Origin of the sequence: Streptomyces sp. R-07, from assembly GCF_049913175.1 — a bacterium.
GTDB lineage: Bacteria > Actinomycetota > Actinomycetes > Streptomycetales > Streptomycetaceae > Streptomyces.
The window spans coordinates 5976595-5992762 of sequence record NZ_CP183978.1 but is presented as its reverse complement, the minus strand read 5'-3'; the positions used below and the strand labels follow the sequence as shown (position 1 = coordinate 5992762).

At 72.7% G+C, this 16168-nt stretch carries 15 protein-coding genes; 5 read left to right on the top strand and 10 right to left on the bottom strand.

Annotation, left to right across the window (positions count from 1 at the left end; genetic code table 11):
- Nucleotides 1-21: 21 nt before the first annotated feature.
- A complete protein-coding gene (locus ACN9M0_RS27570; protein ID WP_426404363.1) occupies nucleotides 22-2109 on the bottom strand; it encodes a glycogen debranching N-terminal domain-containing protein in 2088 nt (695 codons plus the stop codon).
- Nucleotides 2110-2224: 115 nt separating this feature from the next.
- The gene (locus ACN9M0_RS27565; RefSeq protein ID WP_399698856.1) at nucleotides 2225-3670 is read right to left on the bottom strand and encodes a DUF4192 domain-containing protein; all 1446 of its coding nucleotides are present in this window, start codon (nucleotides 3668-3670) and stop codon (nucleotides 2225-2227) included.
- Between the two features lie 142 nt (nucleotides 3671-3812).
- On the opposite strand from ACN9M0_RS27565, the gene ACN9M0_RS27560 reads away from it, so the two are divergent.
- Entirely contained in the window at nucleotides 3813-5996 is a 2184-nt protein-coding gene (locus ACN9M0_RS27560) for a RecQ family ATP-dependent DNA helicase (RefSeq protein WP_366038530.1), read from the top strand.
- A gap of 272 nt (nucleotides 5997-6268) precedes the next feature.
- Nucleotides 6269-6898 carry a hypothetical protein gene (locus ACN9M0_RS27555; protein WP_366038529.1) on the top strand — a complete coding sequence of 210 codons (630 nt, stop codon included), beginning with the start codon at nucleotides 6269-6271 and terminating at the stop codon, nucleotides 6896-6898.
- A gap of 58 nt (nucleotides 6899-6956) precedes the next feature.
- Here the strand turns inward: ACN9M0_RS27555 and ACN9M0_RS27550 are convergent, their stop codons facing one another.
- From ACN9M0_RS27550 to ACN9M0_RS27540, 3 genes are all read right to left on the bottom strand, one after another.
- Nucleotides 6957-7595 (bottom strand): hypothetical protein, encoded by a 639-nt coding sequence (locus ACN9M0_RS27550; RefSeq protein ID WP_366038528.1) that lies wholly within the window; start codon nucleotides 7593-7595, stop codon nucleotides 6957-6959.
- Nucleotides 7596-7701: 106 nt separating this feature from the next.
- Nucleotides 7702-8412 carry a ribonuclease HII gene (locus ACN9M0_RS27545; protein WP_366038527.1) on the bottom strand — a complete coding sequence of 237 codons (711 nt, stop codon included), beginning with the start codon at nucleotides 8410-8412 and terminating at the stop codon, nucleotides 7702-7704.
- Nucleotides 8413-8506: 94 nt separating this feature from the next.
- Nucleotides 8507-9124: a TetR/AcrR family transcriptional regulator gene (locus ACN9M0_RS27540; RefSeq protein WP_366038555.1), complete on the bottom strand. Its 618-nt coding sequence runs from the start codon at nucleotides 9122-9124 to the stop codon at nucleotides 8507-8509.
- 134 nt (nucleotides 9125-9258) lie between these two features.
- Here ACN9M0_RS27540 and ACN9M0_RS27535 point away from each other — a divergent pair, with 134 nt between their 5' ends.
- On the top strand, nucleotides 9259-10812 hold the full coding sequence (locus tag ACN9M0_RS27535; protein WP_399698851.1) for an MFS transporter: 1554 nt from the start codon (nucleotides 9259-9261) through the stop codon (nucleotides 10810-10812).
- Between the two features lie 145 nt (nucleotides 10813-10957).
- Here the strand turns inward: ACN9M0_RS27535 and ACN9M0_RS27530 are convergent, their stop codons facing one another.
- The 4 genes from ACN9M0_RS27530 to ACN9M0_RS27515 form a co-directional block, all read right to left on the bottom strand.
- Nucleotides 10958-11866, bottom strand: a complete 909-nt coding sequence (locus ACN9M0_RS27530) for an ADP-ribosylglycohydrolase family protein (RefSeq protein WP_366038525.1) — start codon at nucleotides 11864-11866, stop codon at nucleotides 10958-10960.
- A gap of 12 nt (nucleotides 11867-11878) precedes the next feature.
- Nucleotides 11879-12538, bottom strand: a complete 660-nt coding sequence (locus ACN9M0_RS27525) for a histidine phosphatase family protein (protein ID WP_366038523.1) — start codon at nucleotides 12536-12538, stop codon at nucleotides 11879-11881.
- 132 nt (nucleotides 12539-12670) lie between these two features.
- Complete coding sequence (locus tag ACN9M0_RS27520; protein ID WP_366038522.1) at nucleotides 12671-13276, bottom strand: YdbC family protein; 606 nt, start codon at nucleotides 13274-13276, stop codon at nucleotides 12671-12673.
- A gap of 42 nt (nucleotides 13277-13318) precedes the next feature.
- Nucleotides 13319-14053, bottom strand: a complete 735-nt coding sequence (locus ACN9M0_RS27515) for an arylamine N-acetyltransferase family protein (RefSeq protein ID WP_426404362.1) — start codon at nucleotides 14051-14053, stop codon at nucleotides 13319-13321.
- A 237-nt stretch (nucleotides 14054-14290) separates the two neighbouring features.
- Between ACN9M0_RS27515 and ACN9M0_RS27510 the strand changes: the two genes are divergently transcribed.
- Nucleotides 14291-14821: a TerD family protein gene (locus ACN9M0_RS27510; RefSeq protein WP_366038520.1), complete on the top strand. Its 531-nt coding sequence runs from the start codon at nucleotides 14291-14293 to the stop codon at nucleotides 14819-14821.
- Nucleotides 14822-15009: 188 nt separating this feature from the next.
- Here ACN9M0_RS27510 and ACN9M0_RS27505 read toward each other — a convergent pair whose 3' ends face one another.
- The gene (locus ACN9M0_RS27505; protein WP_399698845.1) at nucleotides 15010-15687 is read right to left on the bottom strand and encodes a nitroreductase family protein; all 678 of its coding nucleotides are present in this window, start codon (nucleotides 15685-15687) and stop codon (nucleotides 15010-15012) included.
- A 68-nt stretch (nucleotides 15688-15755) separates the two neighbouring features.
- Between ACN9M0_RS27505 and ACN9M0_RS27500 the strand changes: the two genes are divergently transcribed.
- Nucleotides 15756-16151, top strand: a complete 396-nt coding sequence (locus tag ACN9M0_RS27500) for a winged helix-turn-helix transcriptional regulator (RefSeq protein ID WP_366038518.1) — start codon at nucleotides 15756-15758, stop codon at nucleotides 16149-16151.
- Nucleotides 16152-16168 lie beyond the last annotated feature (17 nt).

Below are 16168 nucleotides of genomic sequence, written 5' to 3'. Positions count from 1 at the left end.
GTCTCTGTGCCCGGCATCCCGTCACACCCCCAGTTGAAGGCCCTGTGCGGCCTCCTCGACCATACCGAGACCCAGCCTGCCGACCCGTACGGCGAAGGGTTCGCCGGCGACCACGAGCCCCGACAGCCGGATGGCGCCGAGCGGGGCCGAGGCCGGCGGCTGCACCGAGACGGACCGGCCCGGCACGTCAGGTCTGATGCCCGCGAGGGCGAGCAGCGCATGGACCGCTCCGGCGGCCGCGACGGCCGCCGGGCGGCACGCCGCCGGGTGGGGCACCGGGCGGCCACCCGTCGTCCGCTGCTCTCCCGCGTACATCTCGGGGAGCCGATGGGTGAAGGCCTCCGCGGCGTCGAGCAGCCCCCGGAGCAGGGAGGCGGCCTCCTTCTCGTGACCGGCGGCGGCGAGACCGGCCACGGCGACCGCGGTCTCGTGCACCCGGACCGCTCCGGCGCGGTGCCCGAAGGGGTTGTGGCCCGGTTCCTTGGTCCCGAGACCGCGCAGTCCCCAGCCGGAGTCGAGCGCCGGGGTACCGAGCAGCCTGGCCACCTGTTCGGCCTCGGCCCTGCCCAGGAGGCCCGGCGCGTACCGGCCGCCGCCCACCAGCCCGGTGTCGAGCAGGTGCGCGGCCCAACCGCCCAGCTGCGACCAGGTCCGGCCGTCCGGTGCGCGGGCCACGGCGGGCCGGCCTCCCGCCGGGTCGTCGAGCCAGAACTCGCGCCTGAACCGCTCGCGCAGGAACCGGGCCTCTTCGCGCAGGGCGTCTCCCCCGGGCCGCCCGCAGCCGTCGAGGAGGTCGGCACCGAGCAGGGCCGCGCGGTGCGCGTGCGCCTGGGTCTCGGCCCGCCAGGGCCCGGCGGGGCCCGGGTCCGGCACGAACCCGTTCCGGCCGGCCGTACGCCGGAGCCAGTCGAGGCAGCGCTCCGCCACGGGAAGCAGCTCCTCCAGGTCCGCGGACGGGAGCCCCCAGCGGCGGGCCTCGGCGAGCACGGCCGGAAAGGCGAGGGTGGCCTCGATGCCCGTGCAGCGGGGCGGGAGGTGCGGGCCCGCGTCCCTGAGGGGCCCCTGGAGGCGGCCGGCCTCGGGTCCACCGCCGGAGAGTTGGGTGCGCCCGAGGGCGCGCAGGGTGGTGGCGGCGAGCCGGGTGCCGAGGGGCAGGGCCATCCGGGCCGCCCAGAGCGCTTCGGCGGTGACCGGTCCGCAGCGCCAGGGGACTCCGGCCGCGAGGTAGACGTCGGCGGGGTGGGCAGGGTCGCGCTGGAGCAGGGCCCGCAGGTCGTCGACGGAGGCGCGGAGCAGTTCCGCCGCGCGTGGGTCGTCTCCCTCGGCGCGGGCCTCGGAGAGGAGGTGACCGCCGGGCCGTCCGGTACCCGCACCCGAGGAGGCGGCGGGGCGGGCGGCCGACTCCCCGCGCACGCGGAGCCGGAGTGTGAACGCCGCTCCGGGCGCCAGCTCGGCTTCCCAGCGCAGGACGCCCGCCGCCGCCAGGGAGTCCATGGGCGGCGGGTCCGCGGTGACGGCGACGGATCTGCCGTCGCCGCCGGTCCACCGCAGTCCGGTGCCGTGGACGCTCGCGGCGAGTTCGGGGCCGGTTCTCCCGGACGCCACCGCGCCCAGATCCGCGAGATCCGTGCCCAGGGCGACCTCCACGGGGAGCCGGAGCGGCCGGGCCGCGGCGCTGCGCAGGGTGATCCGCTCGGTCCCGTCGGCGCTCCGCGTGCGTTCGACGGTGAGGGCGGGATCGGGCCCGGTGTCGCCCGGGACGCGCAGGGCACCGAGGAACACCGCCCGGTCGGCGGCCGCCATGCGGCCCTGCAACGCGACGGGCTCACGCCCCGCCACCCGCAGGACGCAGCGGGACAGGAGCCGTCGCCCCGCGTCGTACACCCCCTCGGGTCCTTCTCCGGTGAGCTGGCCGTGCTCGGAGCAGACGGCGAAGGCGGGCAGCGCCACGCAGAGAAGGGCGCCGTGCACCGAGGGAAGTTCCGCGGGACGCGTCGCGCGCGGTAACGCGATGCCGGCGCCGTTGGTGTGTCCGGAGACGGCTCCGGACGGGTGGGTGTTCGGGTGTCCGGCGGGGCGGCCGGGGGCCGGGACGGGGCTGGGAGCCATGGCGGGTAAGGGGTGCTCTCTGTGCGAACCGGGCGGCCGGCAGGGTGTCGGCGGCACGGTTCGTACGACTCCGCCAGAGAGCTGAACGCGCTTGTGGGCGGCCGGGTCACGGTCGTCATCGGCCACTCCTGGAGCCGCGCTGCCCGCCGTGCCGTGGCGTACCGCTCCCCGGCCTCCCGGCGGCGGGCTCGCCGGGACGGACTCCGGCCGCCGGCCGGCGGTCCCTCCCGCCGGTCTGCCGCCCCGGCTTCCTGAGGGTCAGCGGGGTGCCCGGCCTGCGGCCGGCCCGCATCCGCACCCGCCGCGAGGTCGACGGCACGTCCTGCTCCGCGGCGGCCCGGGCGTCCCGCTCGCTCCTCAGGCAGGACCGGAGCGACTCGGGGTCCAGCCCTTCGTTGCACGCCTGGTGCAGCAGCCGGGCGAAGACGTACTCGGGGTCGGCGTCGAGCGCCAGCCCGAGAGCGACCCGGGCGGTCGGCTCGTCTCCCGTGGACCAGGCCGTCCAGCCCGCGAGGGTGAGGGGCGCGGCGGCGTGCTCCTGGTAGGGCGTGACACAGCGCCGCGCCAGGACGCGCCAGAGCCGCAGGGCGGCGGTCCCCTCCCAGCCCTCCATCCACTCGGCGGCGCGGTCCCGGGTGACCCGGTCCTGCAGGCCGAGGACCAGAGCGGCCGCCTCGTCGGTCGTGATCAGGGCGTCGTCGGCCGCGTCGTCCGCGGCCGTGGCACCGGCGGGCCGTCCGGGAACCATCGGCAGCACGGGACTCACCGAGCTCGGCACGCCCGCCGCACCGGCCTGGTCCCTCGGGCTCTTCGGGCTCTTCGGGTTGACGAACCGGCGGAGGATCTCGCGGGCGAGGCGCACCGTCGTCTCGCGCACTTCCTCCCGCCCCTGGCCTTCGGCGCCTTCGAGGATCCGGGGGACGATCGAGGCCGCGGCCGCGTCGAGGGCGGCCCGCTGCTCCTCGTCCCGGGGTCCGCCGCGCGGCTTCAGCCGGGCCTCCATGTCCCGCTGGGAGCCCCGTACCTGCACTCCGGCGTACGCCGCGGCGGCCGCCATCACCGAGGTGCCGGTCAGCGCGAGCGGGGTGCCGTCGGGAGGGCAGCAGCGCTGGTCGGGGCAGCAGTACGAGAAGTAGAGCCCGTCGGTGATGCAGAGGGCCTCGTAGACGGGGATGTCGAGGGCTCCGCAGGCGGTCCGCAAGCGTTGGGCGAAGGGCCGCAGCCGCTCCATGACCCTGCGGCCGGTCTCGCCGGGCGCGGGGTCCTGGCACAGGAAGACGACGATGCCGTCCGGCCGGGTGCCGGATCGGGCGCCTCCCTCGACCAGGCACTCGGCGAGATGGTCCGCGGTGGACGCCCACTCGCGGGGCGAGCGCGGGATTCCGAGCCTGACCCGGCCCCCGAAGCGGCCGTGCTCACCGTGGAGGGCGACCAGGACCACGGAGTCGGTGGGATGGAAGCCCAGCACGAACGGCAGGGCGTCGGCCAGCTCCGCCGGGCCGCGCAGGGTGATCTGCTGGGTACGGGTGGGTCCACTGGATTCGTGGTGATTCGCGTTCATGGTCAGGACCGTCTCGTGATCTCCCGAAATCCGAAAGCCCTGTGGATAACTCCAGGAACGGGGCATCCGCCCACCCGCCGAGTTGTCCACAGGTTCGACGTCTCATTCGCGCGATGTCCGAGGCATCGGGTTGCATGGGGGCATGACCCAAGCAGCCCCGCTGGAAGACCGCGCCGCCCTCCGAGCCGCCGCCGATGCCGTGCTCGCCCGTCTCGTCTCCGACCCGACGGGCAGGGCCAGACTGCGCGAGGACCAGTGGCGGGCCATCGAGGCCCTGGTCGCCGACCACCGCCGGGCCCTGGTGGTGCAGCGGACCGGCTGGGGCAAGTCGGCCGTGTACTTCGTGGCGACCTCCCTGCTCCGCGAGCGCGGCAGCGGCCCGACCGTGATCGTCTCCCCCCTGCTCGCGCTGATGCGCAACCAGGTGGAGGCGGCGGCCCGGGCGGGCATCCGCGCCCGGACGATCAACTCGTCGAACACCGAGGAGTGGGAGACGGTCCAGGAGGAAGTGGCCTCCGGCGAGGTGGACGTGCTCCTGGTGAGCCCCGAGCGGCTCAACAATCCCGACTTCCGTGACCAGGTGCTGCCCCGGCTGGCCGCCGCCACCGGGCTGCTCGTGGTCGACGAGGCGCACTGCATCTCGGACTGGGGCCACGACTTCCGGCCCGACTACCGGCGGCTGCGGACGATGCTGGCGGACCTGCCCGCCGGCGTTCCGGTGCTGGCCACGACGGCTACGGCGAACGCGCGGGTGACGGCGGACGTGGCCGAGCAGCTCGGCACGGGCGCGGGCACGGACGCCCTCGTCCTGCGCGGCCCCCTCGACCGGGAGAGCCTGAGTCTGGGCGTGGTCCGGCTGCCGGACGCCGCGCACCGGCTGGCCTGGCTCGCCGACCACCTCGGCGAGCTCCCCGGCTCCGGGATCATCTACACGCTGACGGTCGCCGCGGCGGACGAGGTCACCGCCTACCTGCGCCAGTGCGGGCACACCGTGTCCTCCTACACGGGCCGGACGGAGAACGCCGACCGGCAGCAGGCGGAGGACGACCTGCAGGCCAACCGGGTCAAGGCGCTCGTGGCGACCTCGGCGCTCGGGATGGGGTTCGACAAGCCGGACCTCGGCTTCGTGGTGCATCTCGGGTCGCCGTCCTCCCCCATCGCGTACTACCAGCAGGTCGGCCGGGCCGGGCGAGGGGTGGAGCACGCCGAGGTGCTGCTGCTGCCCGGGCAGGAGGACGAGGCGATCTGGCGCTACTTCGCCTCGGTGGCCTTTCCGCCCGAGGAGCAGGTGCGCCGCACGATCGACGTCCTCGCGCAGGCGGGCCGGGCCTTGTCCCTGCCCGCCCTGGAGCCGCTGGTCGAGCTGCGCAGGACGCGGCTTGAGACCATGCTCAAGGTCCTGGACGTGGACGGCGCGGTGCGGCGGGTGAAGGGCGGCTGGGAGAGCACCGGGCAGCCCTGGGTGTACGACACCGAGCGGTACGCGTGGGTCGCGCGGCAGCGGGCGGCCGAGCAGCAGGCGATGCGCGACTACGCGGCGTCGACCGGGTGCCGGATGGAGTTCCTGCGGCGCCAGTTGGACGACGAGGAGGCCGCTCCGTGCGGTCGCTGCGACAACTGCGCGGGGAGCAGGTTCGACCCGAAGGTGTCCGAGGCGGCGCTGGACGCGGCCAAGGGCGAGCTGGGGCGGCCCGGCGTGGAGGTCGAGCCCCGGAAGATGTGGCCCACCGGACTCGCCGCCGTCGGGGTCGATCTGAAGGGCCGTATCCCGCCCGGGGAGCAGGCGTCCGGCGGCCGGGCCCTGGGGCGGCTCTCGGACATCGGCTGGGGCAACCGGCTCCGTCCACTGCTCGCCGACGGCACACCGGACGGGCCCGTGCCGGACGATGTCGTGCAGGCCGTGGTGCACGTGCTGGCCGACTGGGCCAAGGGGCCCGGCGGATGGGCCTCCGGGGCGCCGGACGCGCCGGCCAGGCCCGCCGGCGTGGTCACGGTCGCCTCCCACCGCAAGCCGCGCCTGGTGGGTTCGCTCGGGCAGCGGATCGCCGAGATCGGCAGGATGCCCCTCCTCGGCATGGTGGAGTACGCGCCGGAGGCGGAGGAGCTCCGGCTCTCGCGGACCAACAGCGCCCAGCGGGTCGTCGGTCTGCAGCGGACGCTGACGGTCCCTCCGGAGCTGGCCGGGCGGCTGGCGGGCGCCGGCGGGCCGGTTCTCCTCGTGGACGATCTCTCCGACACCGGCTGGACGTTGGCGGTGGCGGCCCGGCTGCTGCGGCGGGCCGGAGCGGAAGGGGTGTTGCCGCTGGTGCTCGCCGTCCAGGGGTGAGAGGGGAAAGGGTGTTTCCGCTGGTGCTCGCCGTCCAGGGGTGAGACAGGAGTGGAAACGGGGAGTGAACAATGGGCAACTGGGCAGGGATATGAGTGGCATACCGACTCATTCCCGTCAGCGGCCTCAATTGCTCGTTGCCGCTCGCGCACGGGCCAGCAAGAATTGGGAAACCGCCCCGCACGGCCCGTCAGCGGCCCGGAAGGACTGTGCCGTGGTGCGCCCTCACCCGACCTTGCCCGCCCAGCGGGCGCGTATCCGAAGGGAGGACCGTGACCCTCGGATTCGCTCCGCCCACAGCCACCTCGCTCAGATCGTCGTCCGAGTCCGCCAGCCGCCTCGCTCGGATGCTCGAACCCTCCGAGTGGGCCGCGGCGGGAATTCCCTTGCTGCGCAACCCGCGTGAGGTCGTCAGCGGCCTCCATTCGCGCCACGCGCCCACACCCTCGACGGCGGTCCTCGCCGTCCTGGACCACGAGGAACGGCTCGCGGCCAGCGCCTCGTTCGTCCGCCGCCCCGTGGCGGCGGACGGCTGGGAGTTCCGCAACGCGCTCCTGGCGCACCTGCGGCGGGTCATTCCGCACGACCTGCGGAGACGGACTCCCGTGCGGACCGCGGTCCTGCTGTACTGCCGCGAGGGCGACGAGCGCTGGACGGAGGAGGACGGAGCCTGGATGTGGGGGCTCCGGGACGCCTGCACACTGCACGGGCTCCGCTGTGGCGCGTACATCACGCTGACCGGGGGCGGCTGGCAGGTGCTCGGCGAGGGCCGGGGAGGCCGTCGGCCGAGCTCCGACTCGCTGCCCCTCCCGCTGGGTGAGGGGCCGGCCGAGCTCGGCCGGCTCACACCGAGAACCGCGAGTGGCGCGACAGAACCCCTGCGCCGGGCCGCCGCACGCTGATCGGGCGGGCGGCGCCGGACCCCGCCGGACCCGGTGGGTCCGGCGGAGGAGTGGTCGGTCAGACGCCGGCGCCTGCTCCGAGGAGTGCCGTGACGCGCTGCGGGTCACCGCAGACGACGAGCAGCGCGCCCGCGCGGGTCATCGCCGCCGGAAGGGCCCGGGCGGACGCCTCCTCGTCTCCGCCGTTGACGGCGACGATCACCACGGGGCGGGCGGTGGCCCGCTCCACGGCGGAGGTGTGGGCGAAGAACACGTCGTCGCCGTTGTCCTGCTGGGCCCAGTAGGCGGCCTCGCCGAAGGACAGCTCGTGAGCCGCCCACGGGTGTGGGTCGCCGGTGGTGAGCACCAGGATCTCGCCGGGCGCTCGGCCGCTCTCCAGGAGCAGGTCGAGGGCCTCCTCGGCGGCGTCGAGCGCGCCGTCGACGGGGGCGGGGATCAGCTGGAGCTGCGGGGTGGACCGCTGGTCGGAACGATTCTCCGGGCGCTCGGCCGGAGACTGCTCGGCACCGGGGTTCGGCTGCGGCGCCGGCGCGGCGGGCCTGACCGGACCGGGGCCGGGACGTCCGGGACGCGGAGAGGCCGCGGAACGCGGGCCGGGTACGGGACGGGGGGTCGACGCGGGGCGGCCGGCGGCCGCGGTGGCGCGGGGACCCTGGGCGCTCTCGTGAATCTGAGGCTCCTCGGGGATGAGAGGCATGAATGGATGTCTATCAAACGCCGCTGCGCTGAGCACCGGCGGGTGGGCACACATGTGCACCCCGGCCGCGTGGAAGGCCCCTGAGCAGGGCCCCGTGACCGGAAGTTCAGAAGTCGAAGCCGAGTTGGCCCCCGCTTTCCAGCGCGGCCGCCTCGGCGGAGAGGCGGACCTTTTTGAGGTGGCGCCATTGGGGCAGCGCGTCCAGGTACGACCAGGAGAGTCGGTGGTACGGGGTGGGCCCCAGCTCTTCGAGCGCCGCCTTGTGGACCGGCGAAGGGTAGCCCGCGTTGGCACCGAAGGCGTACGCCGCGTACGCGCCGCCCTCGGCCTCGAGCTCCGCCATGAGGGCGTCGCGCCGGACCTTCGCGATGACGGAGGCGGCCGAGACGGCGATGCAGGACTGGTCGCCCTTGATCACCGTGCGCACCCGCCAGGGGCTACCGAGGTAGTCGTGCTTGCCGTCCAGGATCACCGCGTCGGGCCGCACGGGAAGGCCTTCGAGGGCCCGGACGGCCGCGAGCCGCAGGGCCGCCGTCATCCCGAGCTCGTCGATCTCCTGCGGAGAGGCGTCGCCCAGCGCGTACGCGGTGACCCATCCCTCCAGCTCCGCGGCCAGCGCGTTCCGGCGCTTGGGGGTGAGCAGTTTCGAGTCGGTGAGCCCCTCGGGGGGCCGGCGGAGGCCGGTGACGGCCGCGCACACCGTGACGGGGCCGGCCCACGCTCCGCGTCCGACCTCGTCGACCCCGGCGACGATCTTGGCGCCGGTGGTGGCTCGGAGCGACCGCTCGACGGTGTGGGTGGGAGGTTCGTACGGCATGGCGCCAGACAGGTTACGCCGCCTGACGCCACCCGCGATACCCGGATTCGCCACAGACGTCCACGGGCCCGTCCACCCAGGCCTCCGACCCCCGTCAGGCGCGCAGCAGGGGCACCATGATCCGGTCGATCACGTCGGCGATCTCATTGTCCGGCCATTCGCTTCCGCACACCTTGGAGCGGTACATCATCATGGCGGGCATGACATCGAGGACGAGGTCGTCGATCGCGTCGGGCCGTACCTCTCCGCGCGAGATTCCGCGCTCCAGCACGTCCCGGAAGAGGCGCTTCGACGGTTCGATCACCCCGGTGACGATCAGCCCGTGGAAGCGCTCGGAGGACTCGGCGTCGCATTCGTGAAGGACCGCACGGAGGGCGAAGCCGGGCTTGGAGAACATCACGTCCCGGACCCGGAGACACAGCTCGTACAGGTCCTGACGCACAGAGCCACCGTCCGGGGCCTCGTCGAGCGTCGGCAGTCCGGCCCGGAGGGCGTCCGCGACGAGGTCTTCCTTCGACTGCCACCGCCGGTACACCGCGGCTTTGCCCGTCTGCGCGCCGACCGCGACACCCTCCATCGTGAGGCCGTTCCAGCCGACGCTGCCCAACTGGTCGAGCGCGGCTTCCAGAATCGCCTGCTCGAGGACGGGCCCGCGGCGCCGCAGCGCCGCCCCCTCCGGCCGGGCGGCGGCCGTGGAGCGCGAAGTAACCATCAGGATCTCTCCGTTGACGCGATGTCGATTCTTCGGCAGCGCCCAGTGAACGGTTGCGTTCACTGAGGGGGACTCACTACCGTGACGAACAGTGAACGGGTGCGTTCACTAATTCTTTCCGTGGGGGATCCATAGTGACAACTTCTCCGGTGGACACACAGACCAAGGACGAGCCGGCGCGCTCCGGGGGTCGGCCGGGCATCGCCCTGGCCGTCATCGCCGCATGCCAGCTGATGGTCGTCCTCGACGCCACCATCGTGAACATCGCGCTGCCGCACATCCAGGACGCGCTCTCCTTCTCCACCACCGACCTGTCGTGGGTGCTCAGCGCCTACACGCTCACCTTCGGCGGACTCCTGCTCCTCGGCGGCCGGGCCGGCGACATCCTGGGCCGCCGCCGGGTGTTCATGGCCGGCATCCTGCTCTTCACGTTCGCCTCGCTGCTCGGGGGCTTCGCCCAGGAGCCGTGGCAGCTGCTCGCGGCGCGGGCCCTCCAGGGCGTGGGCGGCGCGATCGCCTCACCCACCTCGCTCGCGCTCATCACCACGACGTTCCCCGAAGGACCGGAGCGCAACCGGGCGTTCGGCGTGTTCGCCGCCGTCTCCGCCGGCGGTGGCGCGATCGGTCTGCTCGCCGGCGGAGCGCTCACGGAGTGGCTCGACTGGCGATGGGTCCTCTTCGTCAACGTGCCGATCGGCCTGCTGATCGCCTTCCTCACCCCGCGCTACATCGCCGAGTCGGAGCGCCACCCGGGACGGTTCGACATAGCGGGCGCGGCGACGTCGACGCTGGGCATGGCGGCACTGGTCTACGGATTCATCCGCGCGTCCGAGAAGGGGTGGAAGGACGGGCTGACCATCGGCTCCTTCGCCGCGGCCGTGGTGCTCCTCGTGGCGTTCGCCGTGGTGGAGTCGCGGGCCAAGGAACCGATCACCCCGCTCCGCATGTTCGCGGACCGCAACCGCTCGGGCACGTACGTCATCATGCTCAGCCTGTCGGCCGCCATGTTCGGCATGTTCTTCTTCATCGTGCTGTGGGTGCAGAACGTCCTGGGCTACAGCCCGGTCCAGTCCGGACTGGCCTTCCTTCCGGTGACCGTCGCGATCGGCGGCGGCGCGGGACTGGCCCAGCGGCTTCTGCCGGTCCTCGGCCCCAAGCCGTTCATGGTGGCGGGCTCGACGCTCACCGGCGTGGGCCTCTTCTGGCTGACGTTCATCTCGTCGGACAGCAGTTACGTCGGCGGGGTCCTCGGCCCGATGGTCGTGTTCGGCTTCGGCATGGGCCTCAACTTCGTGACGCTCACGCTCACGGCCGTCTCCGGAGTGGCCCAGCACGAGGCGGGCGCCGCCTCGGGTCTGCTCAACGCGACGCAGCAGGTCGGCGGCTCACTGGGGCTCTCCATCCTCGTCACCGTCTTCGGCACGGCCAGCCGCGAGGAGGGCGAGAAGCAGCTGCCGGACTTCCTCGCGCACTCGACGCCCGAGCAGCAGGCCGAGGCCCTGAAGGCGAAGGAACTGCCCGCGCCCTGGGGCCACGAGGTCCTGACCTCCGGCATCTCCTCGGCCTTCACGGCCGCCGTCGGCATGGTGCTGATCGCGCTGGTCACGGCCGTCCTGGTGATCCGGGTCCGCAAGAGCGACCTGGAAGCACTGAGCGGCCGCGCCGAGGCCGCGGGACCGGTGGCCTGATCACGCCACCCGACAAGGCCTGCACACGCACTGGCGCGCCCTGCACACATGCCGACGCACCCTGCGCACGCGCCGATGTCCCCTGGACCCGAACAGGATCCAGGGGACATCGCGCTGTGTCACGCCACAGGGAGGTCGCGGTGCCTCAGGCCGTCCCGTCCGGGACCCACTCCGGAAGGTCCTCGGTCTGCCGCAGCCAGTCCGCCGGCGGCGTGCCGGCCGCCGTGGAGGCGACCACTCCCCCGGCGATGGCGCAGGTCGTGTCGACGTCGCCACCGACCTGCGCGGTCGTCCAGAACACCCGCTCGAAGTCGCCGAGCCCGCGCGCGGCCGACCAGAGCGCGAAGGGGACGGTGTCGTGGGCGCTCGTCCGGCGTCCGCTGCCGAGCACCGCGGCGACCGTGCTCGCGTCGCCGTAGTCGAGCATGTCGCGGGCCCTGCGCAGGCCCGCCCCGACCGCGCTCCGCGGCACCAGCGCGATGACCCCGTCGAGCAGCGCCTCGGGCGTGGGCGGTCCGGCCGGGTCGGCGGCGATCGCGGCCGCGGCGGCGACGGCCATGGCTCCCACGACGGCTTCCCGGTGCTGGTGGGTCGTGTACGCGGAGATCTCGGCCTGGTGTGTCGCCTGCTCGGGGTCGTCGGCGTACCAGGCGCCCAGCGGGGCGATCCGCATCGCGGCGCCGTTGCCCCAGGAGCCCTGCCCCTTGAAGAGCGCGGCGGCCAGTTCCCGCCAGTCGCCGCCCTCCCGGATGAGCCGGAGCATCCGGTTGACCGCCGGGCCGTAGCCCCGGTCGAAGTCGTGGTGGTGTGCGAAGGACAGGGCCAGGGCGTCCTGGTCGATCCGGTCGTGGTGGACGAGGACGGCCAGGACGGAGCAGGCCATCTCGGTGTCATCGGTCCACTGCCAGGGGCCGGCGGGCAGCTCACGCCGCTTCAGCAGGGGGTAGTGGGCGGGTACGAAGAACTGGGAGCCCAGGGCGTCTCCCACGGACAGCCCGCGCAGGCTGGCCAGGGCGCGGTCGAAGCGCCGGTCGGGTGAGGAGTCAGCGGTCATCGGTCTGCCACTCTATCCGGTAGGGCCGTACGGTTCCGGGGTACGCCAGCGTTCGAACGGCCTGTCCAGGCGGTATCTGCCGTCCTCGCCGAGCAGGAGCGTGCGGGTCTCGGCGTTGCCGGGATTCGACAGCGACTCGAAGTCGGCGACCGTCCAGTGGAACCAGCGCATGCAGAACAGCCGCATGGTCAGCCCGTGGGTGACGAGGAGGACGTTCGGCGGATGGTCGGGCGCCTCGAAGCTGCGGTACAGGCTCTCCAGGAAGGCGCCGACGCGGTCGTAGACGTCGGCACCCGACTCGCCCTGGGCGAAGCGGTAGAAGAAGTGCCCGTACGCGTCCCGATAGGCCTTCTGCAGGCGCACGTCCTCCCGCTCCTGCCAGTTGCCCCAGTCCTGCTCCCGCAGCCGCGGCTCCTCCCGCACCCGGACCTGCTCCGCGGGGAGCCGGAAGGCCCGGAGGGTCTCGTGGGTGCGGCGGTACGGCGACACGTAGACGCTGACCGGCTCCTCCCCGAAGAGCTCCCGCAGCCGCTCCCCCGTCTCCTCCGCCTGCCGCCACCCGGTCTCGGTCAGCCGCAGGGCGTGGTCGGGCTCCCGTTCGTACACCGTGTCATCGGCATTGCCCTCGGACTCTCCGTGCCGTACGAGAACGATGCGCCGCGGTCGTGCCATACCCCGACCCTAGATCGCCGCTCTCCGGCAGGCGCAGCCGAGGCGGCGCCCGGAGTCCATCCGGGGTAGCTGCCCGGCCCGCGGCGACGCCGACGGACTCGCACCACCCAGGCCCGTCGAGCGCGGTGGGACTCAGACCGTCCAGGCCGATTCGAGCTGCACCACGTCCCCGTTCAGGGCCGCCACGTCGGCCGCGGTACGGGCCCGCAGCCCGAGCCGCTCCACGCGCTCGACCCGGTACTTCCCGTGCTCGGCCGCGGACTGCCACATCGACAGCACCAGGAACTCGCTGCCGGGCGCTTCGCCGAACAGGCCCCGCAGCATGCCGGGAGACCCGGCCATGGCCGGGTTCCACACCTTCTCCTGCATGAGCGCGAAGTGCTCGGCACGGTCCTCGTGGACACGGCAGTGCGCCACCCGTGCCACGTCGGCGTCGGCGAACCGGGGCTCGAAGCCCGTCTTCACGTCGAAGCGGTGGTCGAAGAGCTTGACCTGGACGTCCTTGAACGTGCCCACCTGCGCGGCCGCCAGACGATCGTGCGACCGCGCCATGAACGAGTCGTAGAAGGCCCGGCTCTCCCAGAACGCGAAGATATGGGCGACGTCCGGGCGACCCCGGCTCCACCCGCCGCCCTGTCCCCGGAATCCCGGCTCACCGAGCAGCCCCGCCCATTTCCGCTGTCCCCGCTCGAACCCTCGACGGTCCACCACGGTGCAGCGAATCCACTTGACCAGCACCGCGCCATCGTACGGGGCCGGAGACCACCCCGGCAGACCTCGTCAGACTCCCGCGGCCTGCAGTCGCTCCAGTCCCGCGCGCTCCTCGGCGTCCAGTTCGATCCCGAACTCGGCCTCCAGGGTCGCCGCCAACTCGGCGACGCCAACGATCCGTTCTCCGGTGGATCCGTCCGTTCGCACCGTCGAGAGGCTGTCACGCAGCAGGGCCCTGCGCACGCCCGCGGAGGGCTGCTGGACCACGACCTGGCCGAGGAATCGTGACTGCGGATGGCTGGAGCTGTAGTGGTTCATGACGGTGAAGTCACCGGGGTAGAGGCTCTGCGGCGCGAACGCGTACAGATCCTGCCAGCCCTCCGGCCGCAGCGAGCGGAGCACGTGAACGCCTTCTTCCTCGACGCCGATACCGAACGTCCAGCCGCCCTGTTCCACGCGGGCACCGTCCCGCAGTGGCACGGGCTCCAGCGGCCCCTGCCAACCGAACCCGACGTCGGCGAGCCACTGTTCGCCCTCGACCGTGACGGCCAGGAGCGCGTGCGTGACCGGCGGCAGCGTCGTGCCCCGCGAGCGGTTGCGCGCGCCGCGGCCGGCCACCTGGAAGCCGATCTGTTCGAGGGCCGCCGCGAACAGGGAGTTCTGCTCGTAGCAGTAGCCTCCGCGGCGCCGCTCGACGAGCTTGGCCTGAAGGCTCTTCAGATCCAGCGGGATCTGCCTTCCGAGGGCGACGTCGAGGTTCTCGAAGGGAACGGCCGCGACGTGCGCCCGGTGAAGGGCCGTCAAGGTCCGTAGGTCAGCGGCGAGTTCTCCGTCCTGCCCGATGTCGTATCCGATTCGAGCCAGATATGCGTCGAGATCCAGCTCGTCACCGCTCCACAAACCGCTCTCCCCCTCAGCGCCGGGTCCTCTGTCGTAGGCACATGACACCATGAGTGATCGGCCCACGACCACGGGCTTTTGAACGGGTCGACGGTACGAGACGAGGTGTGCGCGGGGGCGCACGCGGAGAGGGGAAGCACCATGAGCGGACTCAACAAAGGAGTGCGACGCGTCGAGGTCACGCTCAGGTGGGACCCCGCCCCGGCCGGCGCCCCGGCCCACGACCTGGATATCGTCGCCGGGGTCTTCGCCGCGGGCGACCCGCACGGCGCTCCGGTCCATCTGGTGCACTTCGGCAGCCGCTCCCCCGACGGCACGATCACGCTCCACCGCGACAGCCGCACGGGGCAGGGATTCGGCTACGACGAGGCCATGACGCTGGAGCTGGACCGGCTGGACCCGCGGTACGCGCGCGTGGTGGTGGGCGTCGCCATTCAGCAGGGCGGCGGGCGGCTGACCTTCGGGGCCATAGCGAACACGGGCATACGGGTCCGCGAGGGCTACACCGACCTGCTGACCCACGACTTCGCGGACGTCTCCGGGGCCCGTGCGGCGACGGTCGTGGAATTCACCCGTGACGGAGCGGACGGCTGGTCCTTCCGCGCGATCAGCCGCGGCTTCGACGCCGATCCGCAGGCCTTCGGCGCGCTCCTGGGCTCCGCGGTGTCCTGAGGTCCGACGGCGCAGGCGAAAGGGTGGCGAAGGTCCGCCTCCGGCGCACACGAAAGGGTGGCGAAGGTCCGCCTCCGGCGTACGCGAAAGGGGCGCCGACCGGTGGTCGGCGCCCCCTCACGGGCGATCCGGCGGGCTCAACGGCTTCCGCCGCTCAGCCCGCCGGCCGGTGTATTGGTGGAGATCAGTTATTCCTGGCGTGCGGTATTCCCCGCGTCGCGGGTCCCGTGCGATCCGCGGAAGACGTTGCGCTCCACGGCACGCCGGCCTGGATGGCGCCGTTCCTCCGCCGGGTAGCCGACCGAGACCAACAGGGCGATGGCCAGATCGTCACGGCCGTCGATCCCGATCACCTTCTTCACCTTGGCCTCGTCCCACCCGTTCATGGGCGAGGTCGCCAGACCCATCTCCGTAGCAGCGAGCATCAGGAATGAGGCCGCGATCATGGCGTCCTTGACCGCGTACTCCCGAAGCAGACCGCGCCGATCGAGATCCTCCTGGAAGGCCCTCGACGCGGCGGAGAACATCGCGATGAACTCGTCGTTCCATGCTCCGCCGCGCCGCGCCTGCTCATAGACGTCGCTGTGGTCCTCGCGCCAGGACTGCGGCTCGGCGACGAAGACCAGTACGACCGGCGCCTCTTGGGGCTGGGGCTGGCCTCCGGTAGCCCATGCCAGCCCCGCACGGCCTTCTTCTCCGGACACCACGACGATCGACCGGTCCTGCAGGTTCCAGCTGGTGGGCGCCTCGACCGCGAGATCAAGGAGCGCTTCGAGCGTGCTCGGCGGAATCGGGTCGGGCCGGTAGTGGCGGACGGTGCGGCGGGTGCGGATCGCTTCTGCGACAGACATCGTGTGGCTCGTCATGTCACTCACTATTGGAGAGTGACTCTCCATCGGGAAGAGGGCACCTTTTTGTGCGCTACTCTCCCGGCATGAAGACCACGGTGGAAGCATCCGGACTACCTGCCGACGTCTACTCCGCAAAGTGCCCGACGCGCCAGGTCCTCGACCACATCTCCGGCAAGTGGACGATCCTCGTCGTGGACGCCCTCCTCGAAGGGACCCTGCGCTACACCGACTTGATGCGGCGCATCGAGGGTGTCTCACAGAAGATGCTCACCCAGACGCTGCGCGGCCTGGAGGCCGACGGGTTCGTCACCCGCACCGTGTACCCCACCATCCCGCCCCGGGTCGAATACGACCTGACGGAGCTCGGCCGCAGTCTGGCGGAGCCGATCACTGCACTCCGCCACTGGACCGAAACCCATATCAACGAGATCGAGCGGGCCCGGGCCCGGAGCACCTCGGAGGCGGCGGAAGCCACCTGAGCAGTTGCATCGGATGC